Raw genomic sequence first — 23,848 nt, forward strand, 5'->3', positions numbered from 1 at the left:
GTATCACGAATACCACTACCATTGTTGCACATATCAATAATCTTTTCTTTTGTCTCAGGAAGCCTGCCTTTTGCTTTATATTCAAGCTGAAAGTATTTGCCACAATCTTGGCATTTATACTTCTGAACTCCCTCAGGGTTTGACTTTATCCTATGCCTACCAGCCTTTACTGTATTATTGGATTTACATAGCCTGCAAGTAACGTCAATTTTTGCCATTTTTGATTGAGCATTTTACACGGAGTTAAGACAAAGTAAAACACTACCCTTTTTTTGATACAAAATAGGTATGTGATTCATCTACGGTCAATTCAAATACTGTGGATTTTTTGCACGTTATAGTGACACTATCTAGCTTAATGTTTCTTGATAAGATTGATATAAATTGATCATGAGAAGCACATTTATGCGCAGGAACAAACCCTTTATTATGGATATAAATAAGATGGTTTAGCGTGCACTCAATTGATATATTACTACTTGTATTTATTCTTAGAGTTTGTTTGCCTGCATTCATATAAGTTCTAGAAACTCGGCTAAATATATATTTCATCTATAGAAATTTCCAGTTAGTGCTATTTTTCAGCCCTGATTTTTTCAGATAAATATTGGCGAGTATATACACAAAGTCAGTAATTATTGCTAGGCGACAATTACCCTGACACATAGGAAGCTACATAAACTACGTATAGAAGAACATAAAGCTTTCATTTATAGTTCACTCTAGCCCTGTGGTGTGTTAGGAGAGAGAGTGAAAAGGAAACTAAATCAGAAAGTGGCATTTAATCGTGTGGAGGAAATGCTTTATTTTAAGCACAAGGAAATCTGGAAGATAGAGATTTGCAGTATTATATCAAAGTGTATTTCCTCTATTTTTACAACCAAGGAACATCCTTTTTATATTGAAGGGCTTGGCTTTGTGCCTGCTTTCTTATTAAAAAAGGGCATGTATGCTACTTCAGCTGATGGAGAAAGAGTTGTCATCTGTGCTGATGCAAGAGTGCAAATGGAGAGAAAAGCGGTATATAATTTTAGTGTGCAAAGCCATCATAGTTATTTTGTCGATAAATTGGGGGTATGGGTTCATAATCCAAGTTGTTTGGAGATGAATGTGCTTGATGCTCAAGCCGCTCAAGAATTAGTTATAAGAGAAAGAGGTGATACCCGTGCTAGCATTGACTCTGATGGCTGGGAGCAAGTTTATAGAGTAGAGTCAGATGCAAGCAGTATAAGCGACTGGCATGACCTAAAAGAGGAAATGGATGCGCCTAAGGGTTTTGAAAGTGCAGATGAGTTAATAGCTGAACTGTCAAACAGAAACTATATTTTAGAGAAGATTGACAAGGGAGCAATTCAAGGTTATATGAGACAAAGGATAGATCCACCTTTGCAACCTATGAATGACAGTGTTGAGTTAACACATGACTTTAGTATTTCTCTTAGAGTGAAAGGACGACCTTGGGCGGAAAAATCTCAGGTTCAAATTAAATATGATGGCGTTGAATTCTTTATTGGAACTCCAGAGGTTTTACATGATGTGGATGTGATTCTTCCAAGTGATTTAAGTGGCATGGTAGGCTAAATTGGCTTTGTGACATTAGACTTTAATGCTGCAAGTACTTATATTGGGCATACTGTATGCACTATTTATTGTTGCGAATGAGGTGAGCTTAACTTAACTAATAATTTAATGGAGAGATAAGTGAATTTAAGTTTTAATAAAGTAACTCAGATGTTCTCCTTTGCATCCAAATGTGTCGTTCGACTCGATATAGAGCAGCATGTAGGGGAAAATGAAAATGTTTATGAGAGTGTTTATTGTACAAAGGAGCATCCAATTTATATTAAAGATAGAGGCTTTGTCTCTATAGATGTACTGAGTCAATTGCGTGCAACTTCGCATATTGGTATTAGTGTGGAAAGAGAAAAGGTGATGCTTTATCCTCAAGGAAATAACAGTATAAAGCTTGCACCAGTATATAATGTGGAGGTTAATAAAGCGCATACTTATTTTGTAGGTAATGCGGGTGTATGGGTGCATAATACATGTGATGGCATGGAGCTTTCGCATATTGCTGTACATGAGACGTCTGTAAGTGAGAGAGATCGAGCTGGCTCATTTAATGATTTTAATGACCCAAATGTACTTACAGCAGATATATGGAGGCGTATAGTCTCTTATGTGCCTTTTGATCAAATATCACCTACGATTAACAGGGTTTCTCGTATGTTCAGATCTTTTTGGCCAGATGTTCGAAGCCTAGAGTATAGTGTGAGGGTGGGTCGGATGTTAGATGCAGGGTTTCAAGTTAAAAACGGGGATTTAATAGCAATGAATCATCTTTTACCAGAGCATGCTCGTGCAAATCTACCAGAAACTCGCGAGCTGCATTTTTCAGACAAGCCATTGGTAAAGCAGCTTATGGATGCACATGAAGTTGATATAGTGGGTGAAATAAACATCATTGGTCGTGAGGCCTCTTTTTACATATCTAGTGAACAAGGTGTGGAAAAGTTGAGTCAATTAATGCTGCAAGTTAATCCTGAAGCTGTAGATACATTAGGTTTGCCCGAGGGTGTTAGAAGAGAGAGCTGGGAGGAGTTTATGGCTGATTAAAATATTTGCCTAAGTATATACCACTCGCGAATCATTTTGCGGTGTTTAATGTTGAAGAAGTTTTTGATAGTTTTGAGTCATTGGGTTGCAGGTAATAGCTCGGACTATTAGCAATATTTGATGACTCAAAAGAACAAGCAATTCAATGGCAGAAATAGGGTAAAATGGTTTGCAGGTGGTATATGCTAGTTATAATCACTCCCTGCAAGTACACGTTTTGTTGGGTTTGTCTTGGGATTAAATATATTGCAAGTAATTGAGTAGCCTGCCCAATGTACAAAGCCATCAATAAAACCTGAAAAGTATTTAGACTCTTTCGCGCCTGCAACATTTTTAAAATCAGGATCATGATAGGCGGCAAAATAATGGGTGTTAATATAATCAGCGGTGGTATTGATGATGCCAAGCCCGTTAAACCCTTTTACATTTTGCGCATAGTTAACAAGGGTGACTTCAGTAAATTCAAGTGGTGGCGTCCATTTAGCTAAAGTTGGGTGCCCACCATTTGCAAAAGATTTTTGTGCTGAGATAGTGCATTTGAAGTAACTTGGATTTTGCGGTGTGCTATCTTTATCTAACATCAGTCGTGTATAGCTGTCAGCGGCTATAAATTGGCAAGAGATCGCAAATGCAACGAGTGCTAAAATGGGTTTCATATTATCATCCTTTAAACTGAAATTTAGCATTATTATAACAAAATATTAGGGCATTCATAAGCACGCTATTTGTTCTCAAACTATACTGAAATAATATTCAATAATGTTGAGATTAAGGCTAAGCATGCGAGATTTCATCAGAAACATATTTATTGTAAATAGTTTTTTAATAATAAGTACAGCACTTGGATTTTCCAGTGAAAGCTGTAGTGATTTAACACATGCAAAAGAGCTTAAAAAGACATGCGTTCCAGGGACAACTACTACCTGTACACTTACTTCAGGCACTGTCTATAAAATTACTGAAACGACAGGCTCTGCCTCTAATTTACTGCCTCCCATTATTATTCCCAAAGACACGAGTATTTGTATTGCTGATGATAAATTAAGTGGAGCGATTGATATTTACGCGCAAGGCATCTGGATAAAAGGCGGCCTTTTTCAAGTGGGCTCACAAAGCGCGCCGATTACAAGTGCAAACAAAGTTACTGTTTATATGGGGGGAAGTTTAAGTGCTTCACCTGCCCCTGCGCCACTTTGTCAGAGCGATACCAGTAAATGTAGCACTATTGCTCAAAATAGTATTGCTACCTATAACGCCAGAGATATTACCATCACAAATGGTGGTAAGCTTTTCATGTATGGAAAAAAAGGTCTAACAGCAAGGGCGCATGAGCCTCAAAGCTATATTCATGATGTGCATTTTAATGCTAAAAAGGTTGATAACACATTGGTCCAATCACTACAACAGACAGGATATGATGTAAATGAGCTGGCTTATTTTGGCAATCAAATAGGCTCCAATGCATGGAGTTATTTAATGTATCCAGCAGGGCCTTCTTATTTTGATGCTTCAATGTGGGTGCAGGCACCCGTGAGCTATAAAAATGTTAGCTTATCTCAAAGTGCACCGACTCCTACAAAAAGTGATTCACCTTATTTATTGGTATTAGCAAAAGATGTCACCGCTGGTGATGGTACAGATTGGCAAATGGGAGATTGGATCAGTGTGGCAACAACAAGCTTTGTTTCCCATCAAACAGAAATTGTGCAAATTTGTACTATCTATACGATGGCAAATCCAGATAGCGAAACACAAACTAAATCACCTAATGTTTCAGTAATTGTGCTTGCAGGTGCGCCGAGTTTTTCTTCTAAGTGTCCAACTATCCAAACAAATACACCATTAAAACACTATCATTTTGGTAGTTTTGCACCAACAACAGGCTATTTTTCTTCTGATCAAAGTTATACCAATGCGGCGGATCAAAGCTTTAATGTGAAAAAAGGTCAGGCAAAAAGCATGTATGATTCCTACCTTAGAAATTTTGGTATTGATGAGCGTGCTGAGGTTGCGCTGTTATCACGAAACATTAAGTTAACTTCACTTGTCAGTGGTACAGGAGCATCCGCTGTTTCGCATATAAATAAAGAGTATTTTGGTGGAAATATTGTTGTAATGCATCACCCAACACATACGCACGCGCCTACTGCTACCCATCACAACCCAAACCCACCACCTTCAGAAGAGCTCTCACTTGTCGGTGTGGAGATAGAGAAATTCGGTCAACCTTTAGTGGGTCGTTATCCGGTACATTTGCATCGTTTAAATAGTGACACAACTGGAATTGAGCAGAATTTACGTGTTCAAGATTCTGTTGTCCATCACAGCTTTAATAAATGTTATGTGACACATGATACGATGGGTGCAAAGTTCTATAATAATGTTTGTGTGCGGGCAATTGGACAGGGATTTTATTTGGAAGATGGGCACAATGTCGCTGATAATCATTATGTTAGAAATCATGTTGCAGGGGTAATGGCAGCTGCGCTTAATTATGACATTTCAGATACAGATGTTAAGAATCAATCAGGCATTAAAGTTGGGAAAAATCAATTCTGGGATGGGGATTATCTCGCTCAGCAATCTGGGTTTAATTACAATCCGGCTAAAATTCCTGATACGTCCAACTCAGGGGCAAATACAGGAAGCTATCTTGATTCATTTGGACCAAGTGGATTTTGGATTACAACCTTTGGTGGTAATATCAATGGCACAAACTACCCAAATATCTTTATTAACAACTCCGTTGCTGGTTGTCAGCTTCGAGGCGCTGCCTATTGGCTTGTTCGTCAAGATATTAATGATATTTCACAAATTCCATCAACTGTGCAGGCAGATCAATACCCTGTGTTTATCGGTAATAGGGGACACGCCTGTTATGATGGGGTAATGGCAGGGACAAACTTTGCGCTTGTCAATGCAGGCACTGGCGTGAAACCGATTGCAGCACCACCCAAACCTGTGCCACCTGGTAATGAGATTAATACCGCTCAAAATGCGCCTTTTGTTATCTTTGAAGGGCTCACCTTAACGCAAATTCAGCAAAAAGCCTTTTGGTATCGAGGTGTATTTGTGGGAATCAATAATGGTCGATTTAGCGCCTTAAAACAAGGGATGACGCTTTTAGGTGGGGGTGGTCCTGAGGGAAATTTACTTGGTTTTTGGGGAATTGTCTCAAATTCAGTATTTGCCGCAGTAACGAATAACAATGTTTCACGTTATATTGACTGTGAAGGCTATTTTGAAAGTTATGGCACAGGCGATAAAAGTTTTAACACTACTGAAGCATTTAATGTATCCAAGCAAAATGAAATGGGGCAATGTGCACCGATTAATGCCAATGAAGTATCACTTTCACCACTGCCAAGCGGCATTGCAAATAACACAGCTGTTTTTGGTGATATCTACCCGAATTTCAACTTTCAGGGTTATACCTTTTATGATGGACCTGCCAGAATGGAGGATAATCGCTTTATCAATTTCCGCGCAGATCCAACCAATAGCACGATGCTTGAGAGTATTAATGATCAACAAACGCGTTTTCTGGTTACCAAGGTGGATGCGCATAAAATGATGGATTATAAAAATGTTGCGCAGTTAGGTGATAACTATACAGCAGGTGGCACAAGCTATTACGGTTATGCAGGGGATGCAGCCTTTTCGTGGTTAAAAGGAAATCAGCAATCTGTACCCCCAACACAATATGCGCTCGGGAATATTTGGGAGAATACCAACTTTAAACATCAGGTGTTCACAGAGATTGCAAACTTACAATCCCCTTTGCAAGATGGTGATAAACAAACTGTTGAGATAGATCGAGATGCCACACTCTCTGGTTATAAGCTTTGTACAACAGGTGCATCTACAGTGATTTGTAGTGACAGTGGGCTCAATCATTACCCGATTTCATTGAACAATCTTGCGATTTTCTCAACGGCATATACAACAGATGAGCCAGATTCAAGAGGGCGCAATAATGTTGCAGATAGTGCACTTATGTCACCACATAAATATGCAACGGTAAATATCGGCGTTGCTGGGCAAAATAATATCAATGGCTTAAGTGTCACGCGTGATATGTCTGTCTATGGCAGCGAACCTGTGACAGATTTAACTGGCAGAGGGGGACTTAAGTACATGTATGAGGCGATGGTAATGAATAATATGGGCTATCGTTATACCAGTGGTAATGCCTATAATGGACAAAATAAGTTTTTATTCAGTTACTCTGATGCGCCAATTGATAGCTTGTTTATCAATCGTGTGGGAATTTGTGTTGGGACACCAACGGCAACGTTCAAAAAAAGTGATTTTGATATTAAAATCTACAAAGCACCAAGACAATGGAATTCAGGAGTAAATTATCTTCAAACTTCACCTTATTTTACCAATGGTGATGTGACTGACACTGCAAGCTCTTGCCCATCCATTGTGACAAGTTCAGGGGCATTTAACAGCTGTAAAGCGACAGCGAAAGCACTCTCTAGTCATGGCTGGGGAAAAGTAGATGCCTATGCGGGAAAAAGTGCACTTAATCAGGCTTTTTATAATGGGATTGATGCGAATTATAAAGGCAATACAACTGCTTTAGGTGGACTCACAGAGGGGTATTATTATGATAAAGATTCAGGAATGCTCTATTTTAATATGATTCAATATCCAAATGAATATGACCAGAGAATCACACCACCTTATGGAACTTGTAATAATGGTCAGTATAATGAAAACAGACAAACGATAATCGATTATTTAGCCTTTGCTAATTCCGACAGTATTGCCAGAATTTTAGATGCAGGCTGTTATGCAAGTTATGATACCAATAAGAGCAAATATAAAACCAAAACCTCAGAGTTATTAACCTGTCCTAAAGGCGGCTGTGCGGTCTATACAGTTGAATTTACGCCAAGCCCTAATGCCGCTGATGGGTGTACAGCGCCATCTTGGGCTCAGATTAAATCTGGCACATCGCCAGCGATTGATGCAACAACTTCGAAAGTAACCTATGCATCGCCTTATGCGCTTTATCAAGGAAGCACACTACTTTCACCAACAGCATACGTCTTGAGTGTTTCAGGTGATAGCATTCAAAGCGCTCGTAATTTTAATTATATCGTAAGCACAGGCACTGAGGGCGTAGAAGATAGCCCGTCAACCAGTGTGCTTTTGCCACTTTCAGTACCTGTCTATCAAAATCAAATAACTACCATTAACATGCATCAAAATCCAAGCGATCCAGCAATTACAATCTTACATTATGGCATTACGCCAATACCAAAAGGGCCAATTTGGACGTTTAATACTGGAGCATCCGCTACAGCAGGGCAACAGGCGAGTATTTCTTCTCAAAATCAGAACCATTTCCAATTGGATATTGCTAATAAGTACCCTGAAAAAACTGAGTTGACGATTAAGCCAAATACACAAGATGATGGCGTTAATTTTTACTATGCTGCCTCACAAATGCCAAGTGGGGCAACAGCAATGGTGAGTTTTGGTGGCGCTAATCACAATAATAATAGCTGTCAGCTAAACTTTGGCAAAACATCAGTAAGTTTAGCATCTAATCAAAGTGCTGCATGTAATAGATTAACACTATCTGGTGTGACCATTACTGTGCCTGCTCCATGAAACGAGTAAGTCATTCATGAATAACAAGCTTTTAAGGTTACTTACTATGACACACTACATGCTAAAATCTCAGTTAGGGATATACGTATTTTACGTATGTTAATGAATTAAGTGGAAGCCTAGAATATCACCCAGTGAATCATTGATGGAAATAATGCATGGCTTTAACGTTTAACCGAGTTGATCGAACATTCGCTTTTTGTGATAAAGCATTGTTTTGTCTAACAGTTAGAGTACTGTTAGGGGAAGGAGTATCGTTTAAAAAGCAGTTGTACTGCACGAAAGAGCACCCTTTTTACATTAAAGACTATGGATTTTTGCCTGCTTATGCATTACTGAGAGGGATGAGACTACATTTGTTAACTAACGCTCAGGCTATCATTGAATCAGTAATATGTAGCTCACAAGTGGAAAATGTTTATAATCTGTCGATTTTGGACTCGCATAGTTTCTTTATTGAGAGATTTGGTTTATGGGTGCATAATACCTGTGACGGTAGAGAGTCTGTTGAGGTGATGCAGAAGCCCGCAGTAAGAAAAAAGGCAGAAAGAGGGATAGAAGAGATGCATATGGAATCTGTCTATCAAGGTCGACATCTTTCGCAGTTGAATGATGATGCAAGATACAATATTGTTAGCTTTTTGATCACATCTGAAAGGGTAAGTGCGTTATGGACATCTAGGTTTGACTATTCAGATTTCAGGGCAGCACTTTTACTGGAGTATCCACGGATTTCGCATGGCGAAAGACTGATTGAAATGAACCCTTTTTATATTGATGATCAGTTGCTTGAGCGTTTGTTTACTAACAGTTTACCGCGATCGGAGATGTTTATAACAACAAGTCAGTTAAAACCAAGTGCGATTAAAGAGAAAATGCTCACACTTAATATTGCTGCACAAGATGCTGTAATGCTTGAAGGTGGTGTAGTGCTAACGATTTTTGATGAGCAATCACTGCATCATTTGGGTAGATTTGTGCGCACTGTTGATCCTGCTTTAGTAGATCAATATGGCTATTATAATTTTTATTTGTATTAAAATGCTAAAAGCGTTTTTTCTAAATTGTTATATACGTAATTTGTGTATGTTATAACTCCAGTAAATAGATAAAATATGAACATTATGATTGTATTCAATAAGATTAATTAAGTATGAAGCTGATATTTAATAGAGTAAATGCTTGTTATCACCATAAAGATAAACCTACTTGGGATGTGTTGGTTAATAAGCTTAATATTGATGAGAAGTTAGAATGTACAGGAAATCATCCATTTTATATTCAAGATAAAGGCTTTATGCAAGTGGGCAAAATCCATTCTTGCAAATCTAGTTCAGCTCTTAATGGTGTTGATTCTACAGGGGAAGATATTCAGATAACAGCATTCAAAAGTCTTGGTCACCATAGAGATGTATTTGACCTAACGATTGAAAAAACGCACACTTTTTTTGTTGGGAAAAGTGGGGTGTGGGTGCATAATTCAAATATGTGGGCAGATGGTGATATAGAGATGACTTCAATGACACCTAATAATTCACCAGTGTCTCTATCATCAAGTATTGAAAATGAACAATCAGTAGGTACAGTCTATGGGCTTACAACCGAAGATATGAATCATTTGCGAGAGATAAAATCTCTGGACAAAAAAGCAACTGTATCAGAAGTTTTAAGTTCTCATGGAATAGCGCTTAGAACGAGTCCTGTGACATTGCTTGATGCATTTCCACATAAGCAGACTCATTTGTTTGAGCCGTTGGATGAAAGCTCAGTAACAGCCTTAAGGCATTTGATTGATCACGACCCATATTTTAAAAAGAAAGCTGAACCATATGAATGGGGAAAAAACTATACAGGCCTCAGGGATGCTGTATAAAAAGTGGCTATAAAAACTTGAGCTTCCAAGTATGATTACACTAAAGTTTAAAAGTAACACAGTTGAAATTTATCCCTTGTACAAAGCTCTCAATTAAGTATAAAATGGCGCTTTTAATATTCGCAGTAAGATGTGATTACGCATGAAATCTCTAGAAAATTACTTTCAGTTCTCCGAGAATAACACCCGTTGGCGTGTTGAAATTATGGCGGGAATTACGACATTTTTGGCAATGTTGTATATCATTGTCGTTAATGCCAAAATCCTGTCACAAACAGGAATGAGTGCGCCAGCGCTGGTGACAAGCACCGTGATCATATCTTCCTTTTCCTCCATTGCAATGGGGATTTATGCCAGAAACCCTTATGCATTGGCGCCAGCTATGGGGATGAATGTGTTTTTTACTTACACCATTGTCAAAGCATGGGGCATCCCTTGGGAAACAGCGCTTGGTGCGGTGTTCTGGTCAGGGGTGTTATTTGTATTATTAGCCGTATTTAATATTCGCACCAAAATTCTTGCCGGTATTCCTAATGCCGTAAAACATGGCATCGGTGCAGGTATTGGGATTTTCATTGCACTTGTGGGCTTTTATAATGCCGGCTTTATTCGCCAAGCGCCCTCTGGTTTATTAGAGATTACACCCTTATCAGCACAGACTTTTGTCTTTCTTATCTGCTTTTTTATCTTAGCGATTTTAATGGCACTTAGATTTCGTGCAGCAATGCTATTAACGATTATCGTTGGCTGTGTGTTAGCATTGCCCTTTGGGCGCATCTTTGGAGAACATGTCTTACTTCATGTACCTAGTCACATTGTGGCACTGCCTGATTTTTCATTATTTTTCTCTATTGACTGGTTGGGAAGCTTAAAAGTTGCTTTATTGCCGGCGATATTTACTTTTCTCTTTATTAATATTTTTGACAGCACAGGTGTGTTGCTGGGGCTCGCACACACTTGTAACTGGTTTGATAAAAATGGTCAGCCAATTAGAATACGCCAGTCTCTTTTAGTCGATTCAGTAGCAGCATCGGCAGCAGGTTTGGTTGGTAATACGCCAACGGCAATTTTTGTGGAATCTGCAACAGGGATAGCGGCAGGTGGAAGAACAGGTGTTGTCTCTATTGTTGTGGGTTTACTGTTTCTGCCTTTTTTATTTTTAGCGCCACTTGTTATTATGGTGCCTGTTTTTGTTGTGGCACCTGCACTTGTTATGGTCGGCTGCTTGATGATGGCATCTATTCAGCATGTTAAGTGGAATGATTTAACTCAAGCGATTCCAACTTTTGTTACCATTGTTCTTATGCCTTTAACCTTATCAATATCAGAGGGGATTGTCTGGGGGATGGTCACTTGGTTTTTAATTAGCCTTTTTCATAACCGAAAAGCGTTGACACCGATGTCTGTTATTATCACGGTTTGTTGTTTTTTAATCATGCTCAGCTCACTGAGCGTGCTTTAGATCAAGAGAGTGAGCTGATAGGCTGGATCTTCTCTTATTAAGTGTGTTATAACACTCGCTCAGTGAAATATGAATGATGTGATATATCGATGAAACTAGTCAAACCTGAGCGCTTTTTGCGTGAGAATATCTTTAGCTATACACTCCCTGTTAGATTCCTTGATGTGAATGCTGGGCAACATGTCAGTAACCATATTGTTCTTGATTATCTGACCGAAACGATCTCTAACTTATTACAATCCTATCAAATGAGCTTAGGCGATATTGAGGGCAATGGTCTTGTCTTTCGCAATATTGCTGTCAAATATATCAAAGCGGTTTTTTACCCTGAGAGCTTAACAATTAATACCAGTGTTATTGATATCTCGCCGACTACTTTGTCGCTGTATCATGAAATATACAATAGTCAAAACGAGCTTTGTTATATGGGCTTTATTGATTGTGCGTTTATCTCGCCTTCAACCCATAAGTTAGCTAAGGTTCCGCTGAAATTAAAGGAGCTATTTAATGTTTGAGCGTTTAAGTTTAAATGGACTGATAGCACTTGTCTCAGGGGGAAATAGAGGGATAGGTTATGAAGTTGGTAGGCTGTTGCAAAAAAGAGGCGCTAGGGTTATCTTAACTGCAAGATCTGAAAGTGATATTAAACGCTTAGAGCAAGAAGGGTTTATTGCCGAATATCTTGATGTTGCTGATTTAGTCTCAATCAAATCGCTGCAAGAAAGACTCAAAAAGGCAAAAATGATGCCTGATATTTTGGTCAATAACGCAGGGATTGGCACAATGGATCTGAGCGTTAAATTAAGCGCTGAGAAATGGAGCGAGACGATTACAACCAATCTCAACTCAGCTTTTGAAATGACAAAGTCTTTTATCTCTCATATGGCAAAAAAACGCTATGGTAGAGTGATTAATATCAGTAGTGTTTTAAGTCACTACCCACAAAAGGGGTTTGCGCATTACTCGGCTTCCAAAGCAGGGATAGAAGGCTTTATGCGTGTAGTTGCTCTTGAATATGCTGCAAAACAGGTAACGGTGAATTCAATTTGCCCTGGGTTTGTTGACACTGATATGCTGTCGCTTTTGGGGGAAGCTCAAAAGGCGCAATTTACACAAAGCATTCCAGTAGGTTATATGGCAAGTGCTGAAGATGTGGCTGAGATGGTGGCATTTGTAGCCTCACCAGCTGCGCGTTATATGACAGGAGAGTGTATTCAAATAAATGGTGGTATGTATATGCGTTAATATACCACCCGCAAACCATTTTACCCTATTTCTGCCATTGAATTTCTTGTTCTTTTGAGTCATCAGATATTGCTAATAGTCCGAGCTATTACCTGCAACCCAATGACTCAAAACTATCAAAAACTTCTTCAACATTAAACACCGCAAAATGATTTGCGCGTGGTATAGTAGGCGCTATTTACATTGTTATTCAAAATTTCACATTTTTTATATTTCTTAAGCTTCATTTAATAATCTCACTTTATACTTTGAACTATCCTAGAGCAAACCTAGGAAATTATACACCCATAAGGGTCTTTTTATTAGAGAGTAAAATATAAAAGGAGTGTTATCATGAAGAAGTCTATCAAAAAAATTATAGGAATTACTTTAATTTCATCTTTATTGTTAGGAACAGTAGGGCCAGTATTTGCGTCGAATACTGACTATCCTTCACAGCAAAATCCTGCGTATACAAACCAATTTGTTAATGGTGCTTCTGTGAATCATGTGTCATCTGGCCTTGGGTAGTTAATTAGCTTTATACTTTTGCCATTCATGGGCAAGTAGTGGGTGCCACATAGCACCTGTGCCACTCATGGCAATATCAGCGCCAGCATCTAAATAATCATTAATATCTTGAAACCCAACAATGCCGCCAACGCCACAGAGGATAAAATCATATTTTTCTTTTTGGCGAATATGGTGAATTCGTTTTGTCATTTCAAGTGCCATATCTTTAATGATACTGCCGCAGATACCACTATTTAACCTGCCTTCACCGGGAAGTGCTTGCTGGTTATTTTTAAGTCTTGCTTGCATGGAGATGGTGTTGATCGCAGCAATCCCATCAACAAAAGGTGCATTTGCTTTTAGGATTTGCCCTAGATGCGATTTTGAAGCAATATAGCCCATTTTGATCATAAGAGGCGTGGCTTTAATGGCTTTTTTAACTGCCTTTGAAATGGCGGATGACAGCTCAGGGTCTTGAAAAATGCTGCCTTCTTTAGAGACAACATTTGGGCAAGAGAAGTTAAGCTCGATTGCTTTAGCACCTGCTTCAACGGCTTTTTCAGCGCACAGAACAAAATCCTCGATAATATTTCTTTGTGGAAGAGGAGTGCCAACACAAGAGACAATCATGAGCTGATCTTTATGAAGTGCTTTATTGGCTGTTTCAATATCTTGTTGCCAAATTTCAACCGGCTTGCTTGGAATGCCAAATGAGTTGGTAATGGCAATTTCTTGTGTGGTCGTGGGACTTCGATCAAAAGGGTAGATGCTCTGAGAAATATCTTTTTCTGTCAGTGATTTACTGCTGTCAACCATTAGACAGTTTGGCTTTGGATGTGCTTCTCGCTCAATGGTTCTAACTGTTTTATACACTGGGATATCAAAGCCAAGTTTAGCATACAGTGAGACATATTTTGCATTTAACAGTGGGCCTGCCGGTATACCGATGGGGGAGTTTAGTGTGAAATCCCATATTTTTACAGCAGGAAGAGAGATTCGCTCAGGGATTTCAAAATCAACCTGAGGGCCATCGTTATAATTCTCTAGATAAGATTTATGAATATCATAAGTGGGGTGAAGCATAGCAAAACCAATCAGTGAATTTTCGTTATGCTACATGATTCATTTTAGAAATGCAAAGGCTATTGCAGGATTGAGCGTAAATGTGTAAGTCTTAAGATTTTGATTTAGCATTACTGCGCTTTTTTATTTTCTTACGTGGTTTTTTACTGAGGGTGCTAGCTGTTTTTTGCGCTGGTCTTTTCTTTTTCTGGCTGCGAGATTTATAAGAATGATAGACTTTGTTGCTTTCGGTTGGGGCGTTGATTTTTGGTTTTTTTGTCCCAGAGCGATAGTTTGGTGAATAGTTATCTAAATCATTTCTTCCAACACCATTAATCGCGAGCTCAAAGTCTATATGCCCACCTTCTAGATCAACACGTATCAGTTGAATCTGTACTTCTTGTCCAATGGTGTAGATTTTCTTTGTACGCTCACCAACAAGGCGGTGACGTGTGTCATCAAAGATATAATAATCATTTGGAATAGAGGCAATATGGACAAGGCCTTCAATATAGTTCTCTGTTAGCTCCACGAAAAAACCGAAGCCTGTTACATGGGTGATTTTTCCTGTAAAAATCTCGCCAATACGATCTTGTAAAAAGTGGCATTTTAGCCATTTCTCAACATCATTGGAAGCAGCATCAGCATTTCGCTCTTGTGTGGAAGCATGCGCACATAATGCATCAAGCTCTGCTGCACTATAGAGCTTAGCACCAAATTTTTTCTCTTTTAAAATACTTTTGATGGTCCTATGTGCCAACAAATCAGGATAACGTCTGATAGGAGAGGTAAAGTGTGTATAGGCATCATAAGCAAGCCCAAAATGGCCATGATTATCAGGGGTGTAAATTGCCTGATTCATGCTTTTGAGTGACATGAGCTGTATGTTGTTAAAATCCTCGCGCGTTTTGGCATTTTCAAGCATAACCGCATACATCTGTGGTGTAATTGGCTCTTTGGGTGCAAATTCAATCCCAAGGGTTTTTAAATAGACTTTCAACTCTTGCACTTTAGAGCTTGGCGGGCTCTGATGAACACGATAAGGTGCTGGTGTCTTATTGCGCTCAAAAAACTTGGCAGTTGCAACATTAGCTAAAAGCATACACTCTTCAATAATTCTATGTGCCACATTTCGATGTCTTGGAATAATAGAAGAAATATGCTGGTGCTCATCGAGTAGAATTTGCGTCTCTACCGTATCAAAATCAATTGCGCCACGGTTTTCGCGTGCGTTTGCCAATAGTTTATATAAATCATAAAGGTCAAATAAATTTGGAATTAGATCGGGTGTGTCCTTGTAAATACTATTATCTTTATGTGTTAAAAGCTTGCCAACTTCCGTGTAAGTTAATCTTGCTTTTGAATTAATCACGCCTGAGTAGAACTTATAACGCGTCAGTTTTGCATTTTTACTGATATTCATTTCACAAATAAGCGCTAATCTATCGACCCTTGGCTTTAACGAGCAAAGCTCGTTAGAGAGCCTTTCAGGCAGCATAGGAATAACATAACCTGGAAAGTAAACTGAAGTGGAGCGTTTTTGGGCTTCTTTATCAAGTGCACTTGAGTCTTTGACATAATAAGAAACATCCGCAATCGCCACATAAAGCTTCCAGCCGCCAGTGGTGCTTTTATGCGCATAAACAGCGTCATCAAAATCTTTTGCATCTTCACCGTCTATTGTCACAAAGGGCAAATCACGTAGATCTTTGCGCGAGGATATCTCCTTATCAAGCACATGATCAGGTAGCTTTTTGGCACTGTTCAGCGTTCTGGTTGAAAACTCTTCAATTAAATTATGCTTTTTGCTGGCAATTGAGATTGCTGTTAATACAGGGGATTGCTCTTCAATTACCTCAGAGAAACGAGCCACTGCAGGACCAAATTGTGATGGTTGAATAATAATATGTGCTTTGATGAGGGTATTTGGTTCAATCACATCCTTGGGTGGGCTTAATAGAATATGCTTTGGCATTGTTTTAGAAATAGGCTGAATAATATGCGTATCAAGCTTATGAAAGTAGCGGCCGATAATTTCATGGGTATTTCTTTTAACAATACTATCAATTCTAGCCTCAAGACGATTTTTGCGATTAAGCCCTAAAATACAGGCGCACACAATATCACCATCAAAGACAAGGCGTGCCTGAGCGGGTGGTAAGAACGCATTGGTTTTTTTATTACTGCTTGAAACAAGTGCCGTGCCATCATTTTGAATGTGAACTTCACCGGTGATGATTTGCTGAGGTTTATGGAAAGGGCGAAAATAGCGTTGATCCTGAACAAGCTGTTCATCTCTAAGCATTGCGCCAATTCTATTGGCAAGTGCATCTAACTGCCATGAGCTATGAAGTGAGAGCGCCTCGGCAATATTTTCAAATACAGTGGGTTTTTTAAGGTCGTTTAAATAGTTCAGAATAACATCGCGACTTGGAATAGGATGTTTATATTTTTGCGCCTCAAGCGCTTTATTTGGATCGCTATCGACCCCATATTTCTTTTTAGTCATTATCTATAATGCCTTGTGGAAAAAGTTGCTTTTTATGAATATGCCCATGATCAAATTCAGCAATGCCAATAAAGCCATTTGTGTTATACAGTCTTATAATTCCATGTAATTCAGCTGTATTCATAAGCTTACCTGTTTGATAGAATGTGGTTTCTTCACTTTCAGGTATAGTAAAAATTGGTTTATCTGTAAATGGAAACTCGCTACTTATCAAAGATGCATAGCGCTCATTAGGGCTTAATGCTTCAATATTATCTAAAGAAAGCATCTGTAGGTGATTGAGAAGACCGCAGGCATCTCGTTTGAGCATGCTAAGGTGCCCAGCGGTATCAAGTGCTCTGGCAATATCCATCCCTAAGGTTCTAATATAAGTGCCTTTGGAGCATTTTACATGGATATCAATAGTGGATTTCTCTGGTGAGTAATTAAGTAACTTCAAGCTGTAAATAGAAATATCTCTCGGCGTTCTTTTAATTTCAATCCCTTCTCTGGCAAGCTCATAAAGGGGTCGACCACCAGATTTTAAAGCTGAGAACATCGGTGGGATTTGTTGTATATCACCACGAAATAACGCAAGTACGTTTTCAATTTGCTCTATGGTGTATTTTCCAGCTGCTTTTTCTTCAATGATTTTGCCTTCAGTATCACCTGTATCTGTAGTCATACCAAGTTGTATCGTGGCAAAGTAGCTTTTATCTGCATCAAGCAAATACTGTGATATTCTTGTGCTTTTACCAAAACAAATGGGTAGTACACCTGTTGCCATAGGATCTAAGCTGCCAGTGTGACCGGCTTTTTGTGCATTGAAAAGTCGCTTTACACGCTGTAGTGCCTGATTAGAAGAGAGTCCTTTTGGTTTATTAAGGATAATAATGCCATTAATGGCATCACCTTTTCGTTTTCTTGCCATTTTTATTTCTTATTATTAATAGCTTTAAGTGCGGCTTTGGCTGCACCATGCTCAGCTTGTTTGCGGGATTTTCCCTGAGCGCGATAGCATTGATTAAGAGAGCCAAGAGAAACCTCAACGGTAAAAGTTTGATCATGATCTTCACCTGTGATATTAATGACTTCATAATTTGGCGGCATGTGAATCGCGGCTTGAAGATACTCTTGCAAACGTGATTTTGGATCTTTGGTGTGCTCTTCTATATTAAGCGCATTTAATTTTTCATCATACCATGCAAGGATGCAGTTTTTAGCTGTGATGAAGTCACTATCTAGGTAGATTGCGCCTATCAGTGCTTCAAATGCATCTTCTAATAAGCGAGAGCGTTTATGTCCACCAGATTTCAGCTCGCCAATACCAAATGACATAAACTCGCCAAGCTCAAAATTTTTCGCCATATCCGTTAAGGTTTTTCCACGCACAAGATACATTCTGAGTAAAGATAAAATTCCTTCATCTTCATGCGGGTATTTATGATAAAGTGCCTCGGCAATAACACAGCCAAGTACCGAGTCGCCAAGAAATTCCAAACGCTCATTATGCGCTTTTGTCTTACTTCTATGCGTGAGCGCTTGTTGTATCAGTGCGGGATTGTTAAAGGTATAATTGATTAAACGGTAGAGTTTATCTAAATCTTGAGTCATTATAATACTTTGCCTATTTCATTCCAGCGCACAGAGTGATTTAGAGAGTTCCAGCTAAACCAGACAAGTGAAGCATTACCGACAACATTCTTTTCAGGAACAAATCCCCAATAACGTGAATCTTCACTATTATCACGGTTATCACCCATCACAAAATACATGCCTTTTGGTACAACAAGATTGGTGAAATTTGCAGATGGCGCACTGGCGATATTGTCAATTTGATGTGATGAACCATCAAAGCTTTCCGTGCAGATCGTATTTGCTGTGTTGCCATTGTAGCTATTGGCCTGATTGTCTTTGCAGTTGGTGTATTTTGCAGGAATGCCATTGATGGTGAGTTTTTTATCCTTGTATGAGATGACATCACCCGGCACACCAATAACGCGTTTGATAAAATCAACACCGGGATTTACCGGGTAGTGAAAGATAATAATGTCCCCACGCTTAGGCTCACCGGTTGCAATTAAAGTGCTATTCGTAATTGGGTTTTTAATGCCAAAAGCGGTTTGGTTGACAAGGATAAAATTGCCCACAGGTAAGGTTGGCGTCATTGAAGCAGAAGGAATTAAATAATTGCCAATTAAAAAACCACGTAAAATAAAGACGATCAGAAACACGCTGAATAATGAGCGGGCATAATCAGCGATAACAGGCGCTTTTAGTACTTTATTTTTTTGGATGAATTTGCGGCGCTCTTTTTTCTTCATTGGTTTCAGTTGGTCCAAAACAGGTGCTAAGCGCTTAGGCTCAAATTTAAATTTGTCAATCAGTGCAATGACACCAGATGCAATTGTCAAGACAAGCAACCAAAAGCTAAAATCAATATTCATTTTGTTATTACCTTTATTACCTTCAATATGAACTCTGTGAAACTATTACCCCTTAAGCTTATCATCTTTATCACTCTAAAATAATCTGCGATAGGTATCGATGCCACAAAAATCAATGTTTTACGCTATTGCGCTTTATGCTTATCGCTTTATTATAAGGGGAAAGATAAAAATCGCTATGCTTTTATGATTATTTGGTACCCCTATCAAGCACTTACTCTTGATAAGCTTTATGCTATTTTGGCACTTCGTGCACGTGTTTTTGTTGTTGAGCAAAACTGTAGCTACAATGATCTAGATTATAAAGATCAAGTTGCTTGGCACGGTTGCATAGAAAAAGAGGGAAAGCTTATTGCCTATGTGCGGATCTATGAGAAGGAGCAAAAAGCCATTATTGGCAGAGTGCTTGTTGATAGCAGCTCACGTTCAAAAGGGTTGGCAACAAAGCTAATCATCGAGGCGGAGAAAAAGATTGTCAATAGCTATATAGGTTGCACCCATATTGCGCTTGATGCACAGTGTTATTTACAGGCGTTTTATCAAAAGCAAGGGTATATTCCTGTTGGCGCTGAATTTGAAGAAGATGGTATCATGCATATTCGCATGGAAAAAGCGCTATGATTTCAAACGTATGCTCTTAGGGTCAAGCTCAAAGCCAAGCGCATAGAGCGCTTGTACATCGGGGTTTGTTTGCAGTGAGTCGTGCACTTGCTGAATACGATTTTGTTTTTTCTCTTGTTGTATTTGAGCGGGCGTTGTCAGCTCTTTTTGGGGTGATGGTTTTTGTTGTGCTTTTGCTGAATCATGCGTATCAACAAACTCAACTTTAACTTTGCTTTGTAGATAAGCCTCGAGTGCAGCTTCAAGTTTTTCTTTTGTTTTATCCGTTACAAATGCGCTGATGTTACTAGAGGGTAACAGGGTATAGATGCCATTATTGTTTGAAATAAGCTTTGAGTTTAAAGCCACCTGCAAAGTTGTGCCTTTCAATTTCAAAGACTGACTTATTTCATACCAGTTATGAGCGCTCTGAGAAGTAGTGCTTTGAGATTTTTTTTCATCCGTTGTTGGTTTAGGTATATTTTGTGTTAATTTTCGCTGGGTATTATCAGGTGCAGTTTTTATCTCAGGGTGTGCGTTATTCTCTGGTATATGCGTGCTTGAGTGTGTTTTTCTCTCCAGCTTATCAAATGCACAAAGCCTTAATAATGCCATTCCAAGGGCAACCTCATAAGAGGGGGCAAGCGCAATATCTTCTTTTGCCTTAATCGATAGTTGATAGTACAGTTGGAGCATATCTGCTGATAAGGTGGTTGCAAGCTTTACATTGATGCGTTCAGAACAAGGGCTGTTATCAGCTTGATAAGTCTTTGTAAATTGAAACACACCAGCATAGTAAAAAGCATTTGCTAAAGCATCCAAAACAGCTTTTGGGGCGCGACCAGTTATATTAATCTCATCACAAAGAGAAAGGATGGTATTTACTTCTTTTGATAAAATAGCTTCAATCAGATTATCGATCATATCTGTATCAATCATACCGAGCATTTCTTTAATATCTTCGGCACAAATTGCGCCATTACCAAAGGCAATGGCTTGATCCGTTAAGCTTAATGCATCACGCATACTCCCATCTGCTGCATGGGCAATCAGTGAGGTGCTTTCACTGTCAAAGGAGATCTTCTCCTTCGTGAGAATATCAGATAGTTGCGTGGTGATTTGTTTGTTGGTCAAATGCTTCAAATGAAATTGTATGCATCGAGATAAAATAGTAACAGGCAACTTTTGTGGATCGGTGGTTGCCAGTAGAAACTTAACATGCTCTGGCGGCTCTTCAAGTGTTTTTAATAGAGCATTAAAGCTATGTGTAGAGAGCATGTGCACTTCATCGATAAGATAGACTTTAAAGCGTCCTTGTGAAGGCATATATTGAACATTATCTAAAATTTCGCGTGTATCTTCCACCTTGGTGCGTGATGCAGCATCAATTTCAATCAAATCAACAAAACTGCCGTTGGTAATGCTTTGGCAGTTTGCACAGCTCTGACATGGCGTAGAGGAAATGCCCTCAAGGCAGTTCAGTGATTTTGCAAGCAATCTAGCAAGAGAGGTCTTGCCAACGCCTCGTGTACCAGTAAAAAGATAAGCATGGTGTAATCTATTTTGATCCAGTGCATGCACAAGACTGTTAAGTACATGATTTTGACCAGCAACTTCATTGAAGTTCTGAGGTCTATATTTCCTTGCAAGTACCTGATAAGACATTCGGGTATAACTATCGTTTGAATCTGCAATTAAGTATATACCCAACATAAATTATTTTACAACGTTTCTTAACTGTATTTCATGTAGGATCTACAGATGCTATCAAAGAGGCTTTTATGCTATGGCAAGCTATTAAGTTATTTGAAGATCGGTTAGGATAGGCTTATTATCAAATGAGCAAAGAATAATATGCGGATACTGGTAGTAGAAGATGACGAAATGTTAGGTGATGGCATTGTGGAGGGGCTTAGGCAACACAATTACGCTGTTGATTTGATGGTTGATGGCAAGATGGCATCTCAGGCGCTTGAGACGGAGCCTTACGATGCTGTGGTGTTGGATATTGGGCTTCCGGGAATGGATGGCATTACTTTGGTGAAAAAATTAAGGGCAAAAGAAAACCCTGTGCCAGTATTATTGCTAACAGCAAGAGATGCGATTGATGATAGGGTCAGAGGACTTGATTCAGGTGCGGATGACTATTTAACCAAGCCATTTGACTTATCAGAGCTTCTAGCAAGAATGCGTGCTTTGGTTAGACGTTCAGCTGGAAGAAGTGACCCTGTTATCAAGTTTGGAGCTTTGGAGCTTGATCCTGCTGCTAAAAGTGTAACTAATAATGGTGAGTTTGTGAAACTCTCAAGGCGTGAGTTTACTCTGCTTGAGTGCTTATTAGAAAATACAGGGAAAGTGATTTCAAAAAGCAAACTGTTGGAAAAGTTATACAGCTGGGATGAAGAGGTGGACTCTAATACTTTGGAAGTCCATATTCACAATATTCGCAAAAAGATTCCAAGCGATTATATTAAGACCATTCGTGGTGTTGGTTATATTATTCAAAAAGAAAAGCCTTAGATGATATGAATGCAAGTGATGTGATTGCCATCAAAGCTTAATAGAGAATGTCGCTTGTGTTAGATTAAGCTTTTGTTGCGCCTTCAAGTGCGTTATTGTCTTTTGTGGCGAGCTCAGGATCAAGCTTTGTGGTTTTATCAGTAATCACAGCTGTTGTCATTGTGCCATTAACATTGGTAGCCGTTCTGCCCATATCCAAAATCGGGTCAACGCCTTGCACTAAGGCAATGATATTAAATGGTAATCCAAGTGTAGCAAAGGTAACCCCAGCTGCAACAAATGCGGTGCCAGGGATGCCTGAAACGCCTAGCGAGGCAATCATATTAATAGCACCGACAAGTAAAATAATCTGCCAAGTGATAGGCTCACCCATAATGGCAAGTGTCATCACAACAAGCATCGCCGGGTAAACCCCAGCGCAAGCATTCATCCCAATGGTAGCCCCGATGCTTGGTGTAAAGTTAGAGACACTTTCAGAGAGCTTTAATCGATTAGAAAGCGCATCCATTGTTACAGGTAATGTGCCAAAGCTTGAACGTGTCGTGAAAGCAACTAGAAGGGCACGCCATACACTTTTATAGTAAAAAATAGGGTTAACGCCAGAGAGGACAATTAAGATCGTATGCATGATCATAACGACAATCATAGCAATATACATCGCGCCAATGAAGTTAATCATTTGCAATAAAGTGCTAAGTCCGTGCTCTATCGTCATTAAAGACATCAGTGCAATAACACCATAAGGCGTTAAAGAAATAATCATATTAGCGAGCTTTTTGGCAACAAAGAAAGTAGAGTGAACAACGCCAATAAAAGGCTCGGCAACTTTATTATCTTGCTTGTGAAGCTTAAGCGCTGCAACACCTAAAAAGGCAGCAAAAATAACTACAGCAATAACATTGTTATTCACCATTGCAGCAATAGGATTACTTGGTAGCATGCCAACAACCGTGCTAACAATGCTTGTGTTAGAGTGAGACATATTGAGCGCACTATCAAAGTGCATTCCTGTGCCAATATGCATTATGCTGCCAATAAAGCCACCAATCACGGCGCTAATGCCCGTTAAAATAAGAATAACAGCAATGCTTTTAAATGCCATTCTTGTTAAATAACTGCCTTCATGATGACGCAAATTGACAATAGCATGAATAATAGCAGTAAAAACAAGTGGGATAATAAGCATTTTCAGAAGGCTTATGTAGGTATCACTAAAGAAATTTAAAAGTGAAATTAAACTCTCTGAAGGCACATCAGCTGTCGTTTTGACAAAAATGCCAAAAACAACGCCAATGACTAAAGAGCTGACAGCCCGCAAGTTAAAGCTGATGCCTTTTAGTTGTGCTATAATCAGTAGCGCAATTAAAATTAAAAATATGACTATTAACACTTTGGTTCACTTCCTCAATTATATG

21 protein-coding genes are annotated in these 23,848 nt (G+C 39.0%); 11 read left to right on the top strand and 10 right to left on the bottom strand.

The window, feature by feature from the left end; all coding sequences use genetic code 11:
* Both A37Q_RS0111445 and A37Q_RS16630 read right to left on the bottom strand, forming a co-directional pair.
* Nucleotides 1-218, bottom strand: a 218-nt coding sequence (locus tag A37Q_RS0111445; protein WP_018300414.1) for an IS1/IS1595 family N-terminal zinc-binding domain-containing protein, incomplete at its 3' end; no start/stop codon positions are given.
* A 43-nt stretch (nt 219-261) separates the two neighbouring features.
* Entirely contained in the window at nt 262-552 is a 291-nt protein-coding gene (locus A37Q_RS16630) for a polymorphic toxin-type HINT domain-containing protein (protein ID WP_154648687.1), read from the bottom strand.
* A gap of 198 nt (nt 553-750) precedes the next feature.
* On the opposite strand from A37Q_RS16630, the gene A37Q_RS0111455 reads away from it, so the two are divergent.
* Nucleotides 751-1,581, top strand: coding sequence for a polymorphic toxin-type HINT domain-containing protein (locus tag A37Q_RS0111455; protein WP_018300416.1), 831 nt, complete (start codon nt 751-753; stop codon nt 1,579-1,581).
* Between the two features lie 120 nt (nt 1,582-1,701).
* A complete protein-coding gene (locus tag A37Q_RS0111460; protein WP_018300417.1) occupies nt 1,702-2,616 on the top strand; it encodes a polymorphic toxin-type HINT domain-containing protein in 915 nt (304 codons plus the stop codon).
* Nucleotides 2,617-2,801: 185 nt separating this feature from the next.
* Here the strand turns inward: A37Q_RS0111460 and A37Q_RS0111465 are convergent, their stop codons facing one another.
* The gene (locus tag A37Q_RS0111465) at nt 2,802-3,272 is read right to left on the bottom strand and encodes a hypothetical protein (protein WP_018300418.1); all 471 of its coding nucleotides are present in this window, start codon (nt 3,270-3,272) and stop codon (nt 2,802-2,804) included.
* A 124-nt stretch (nt 3,273-3,396) separates the two neighbouring features.
* On the opposite strand from A37Q_RS0111465, the gene A37Q_RS0111470 reads away from it, so the two are divergent.
* The 7 genes from A37Q_RS0111470 to A37Q_RS16315 all read left to right on the top strand — a co-directional run bounded on the left by A37Q_RS0111470 (nt 3,397) and on the right by A37Q_RS16315 (nt 13,334).
* The gene (locus A37Q_RS0111470) at nt 3,397-8,244 is read left to right on the top strand and encodes a hypothetical protein (protein ID WP_018300419.1); all 4,848 of its coding nucleotides are present in this window, start codon (nt 3,397-3,399) and stop codon (nt 8,242-8,244) included.
* A gap of 158 nt (nt 8,245-8,402) precedes the next feature.
* Nucleotides 8,403-9,284 carry a polymorphic toxin-type HINT domain-containing protein gene (locus A37Q_RS0111475; protein WP_018300420.1) on the top strand — a complete coding sequence of 294 codons (882 nt, stop codon included), beginning with the start codon at nt 8,403-8,405 and terminating at the stop codon, nt 9,282-9,284.
* Nucleotides 9,285-9,397: 113 nt separating this feature from the next.
* Nucleotides 9,398-10,117, top strand: a complete 720-nt coding sequence (locus A37Q_RS0111480; protein ID WP_018300421.1) for a Hint domain-containing protein — start codon at nt 9,398-9,400, stop codon at nt 10,115-10,117.
* 142 nt (nt 10,118-10,259) lie between these two features.
* Nucleotides 10,260-11,579 carry an NCS2 family permease gene (locus A37Q_RS0111485; protein WP_026196676.1) on the top strand — a complete coding sequence of 440 codons (1,320 nt, stop codon included), beginning with the start codon at nt 10,260-10,262 and terminating at the stop codon, nt 11,577-11,579.
* 89 nt (nt 11,580-11,668) lie between these two features.
* On the top strand, nt 11,669-12,094 hold the full coding sequence (locus A37Q_RS0111490) for an acyl-CoA thioesterase (RefSeq protein ID WP_018300423.1): 426 nt from the start codon (nt 11,669-11,671) through the stop codon (nt 12,092-12,094).
* Complete coding sequence (locus A37Q_RS0111495; RefSeq protein ID WP_018300424.1) at nt 12,087-12,824, top strand: SDR family oxidoreductase; 738 nt, start codon at nt 12,087-12,089, stop codon at nt 12,822-12,824. Before A37Q_RS0111490 ends, A37Q_RS0111495 begins: the two co-directional genes overlap by 8 nt.
* A gap of 333 nt (nt 12,825-13,157) precedes the next feature.
* Nucleotides 13,158-13,334: a hypothetical protein gene (locus A37Q_RS16315; protein ID WP_018300425.1), complete on the top strand. Its 177-nt coding sequence runs from the start codon at nt 13,158-13,160 to the stop codon at nt 13,332-13,334.
* Here A37Q_RS16315 and A37Q_RS0111505 read toward each other — a convergent pair whose 3' ends face one another.
* The 5 genes from A37Q_RS0111505 to lepB form a co-directional block, all read right to left on the bottom strand.
* The gene (locus tag A37Q_RS0111505; protein ID WP_018300426.1) at nt 13,335-14,399 is read right to left on the bottom strand and encodes a beta/alpha barrel domain-containing protein; all 1,065 of its coding nucleotides are present in this window, start codon (nt 14,397-14,399) and stop codon (nt 13,335-13,337) included. It lies immediately after the preceding gene.
* Nucleotides 14,400-14,490: 91 nt separating this feature from the next.
* On the bottom strand, nt 14,491-16,887 hold the full coding sequence (rnr, locus tag A37Q_RS0111510; protein ID WP_018300427.1) for a ribonuclease R: 2,397 nt from the start codon (nt 16,885-16,887) through the stop codon (nt 14,491-14,493).
* Entirely contained in the window at nt 16,880-17,797 is a 918-nt protein-coding gene (gene truB, locus A37Q_RS0111515) for a tRNA pseudouridine(55) synthase TruB (protein WP_018300428.1), read from the bottom strand. Before truB ends, rnr begins: the two co-directional genes overlap by 8 nt.
* 2 nt (nt 17,798-17,799) lie before the next feature.
* Nucleotides 17,800-18,480 (bottom strand): ribonuclease III, encoded by a 681-nt coding sequence (gene rnc / locus A37Q_RS0111520; RefSeq protein ID WP_018300429.1) that lies wholly within the window; start codon nt 18,478-18,480, stop codon nt 17,800-17,802.
* Nucleotides 18,480-19,313 (bottom strand): signal peptidase I, encoded by an 834-nt coding sequence (lepB, locus tag A37Q_RS0111525; RefSeq protein WP_018300430.1) that lies wholly within the window; start codon nt 19,311-19,313, stop codon nt 18,480-18,482. Before lepB ends, rnc begins: the two co-directional genes overlap by 1 nt.
* Before the next feature lie 186 nt (nt 19,314-19,499).
* Here lepB and A37Q_RS0111530 point away from each other — a divergent pair, with 186 nt between their 5' ends.
* Nucleotides 19,500-19,934: a GNAT family N-acetyltransferase gene (locus A37Q_RS0111530; protein ID WP_018300431.1), complete on the top strand. Its 435-nt coding sequence runs from the start codon at nt 19,500-19,502 to the stop codon at nt 19,932-19,934.
* Here the strand turns inward: A37Q_RS0111530 and dnaX are convergent.
* Nucleotides 19,929-21,578: a DNA polymerase III subunit gamma/tau gene (dnaX, locus tag A37Q_RS0111535; protein ID WP_018300432.1), complete on the bottom strand. Its 1,650-nt coding sequence runs from the start codon at nt 21,576-21,578 to the stop codon at nt 19,929-19,931. The two genes, A37Q_RS0111530 and dnaX, sit on opposite strands and share 6 nt — an antisense overlap.
* A gap of 189 nt (nt 21,579-21,767) precedes the next feature.
* On the opposite strand from dnaX, the gene A37Q_RS0111540 reads away from it, so the two are divergent.
* Nucleotides 21,768-22,433, top strand: a complete 666-nt coding sequence (locus A37Q_RS0111540) for a response regulator (RefSeq protein WP_026196678.1) — start codon at nt 21,768-21,770, stop codon at nt 22,431-22,433.
* Between the two features lie 64 nt (nt 22,434-22,497).
* Here the strand turns inward: A37Q_RS0111540 and A37Q_RS0111545 are convergent, their stop codons facing one another.
* Nucleotides 22,498-23,823 carry a cation:dicarboxylate symporter family transporter gene (locus A37Q_RS0111545; RefSeq protein WP_018300434.1) on the bottom strand — a complete coding sequence of 442 codons (1,326 nt, stop codon included), beginning with the start codon at nt 23,821-23,823 and terminating at the stop codon, nt 22,498-22,500.
* Nucleotides 23,824-23,848: the final 25 nt, after the last annotated feature.

It is taken from the genome of Fangia hongkongensis FSC776 = DSM 21703, from assembly GCF_000379445.1.
GTDB lineage: Bacteria > Pseudomonadota > Gammaproteobacteria > Francisellales > Francisellaceae > Fangia > Fangia hongkongensis.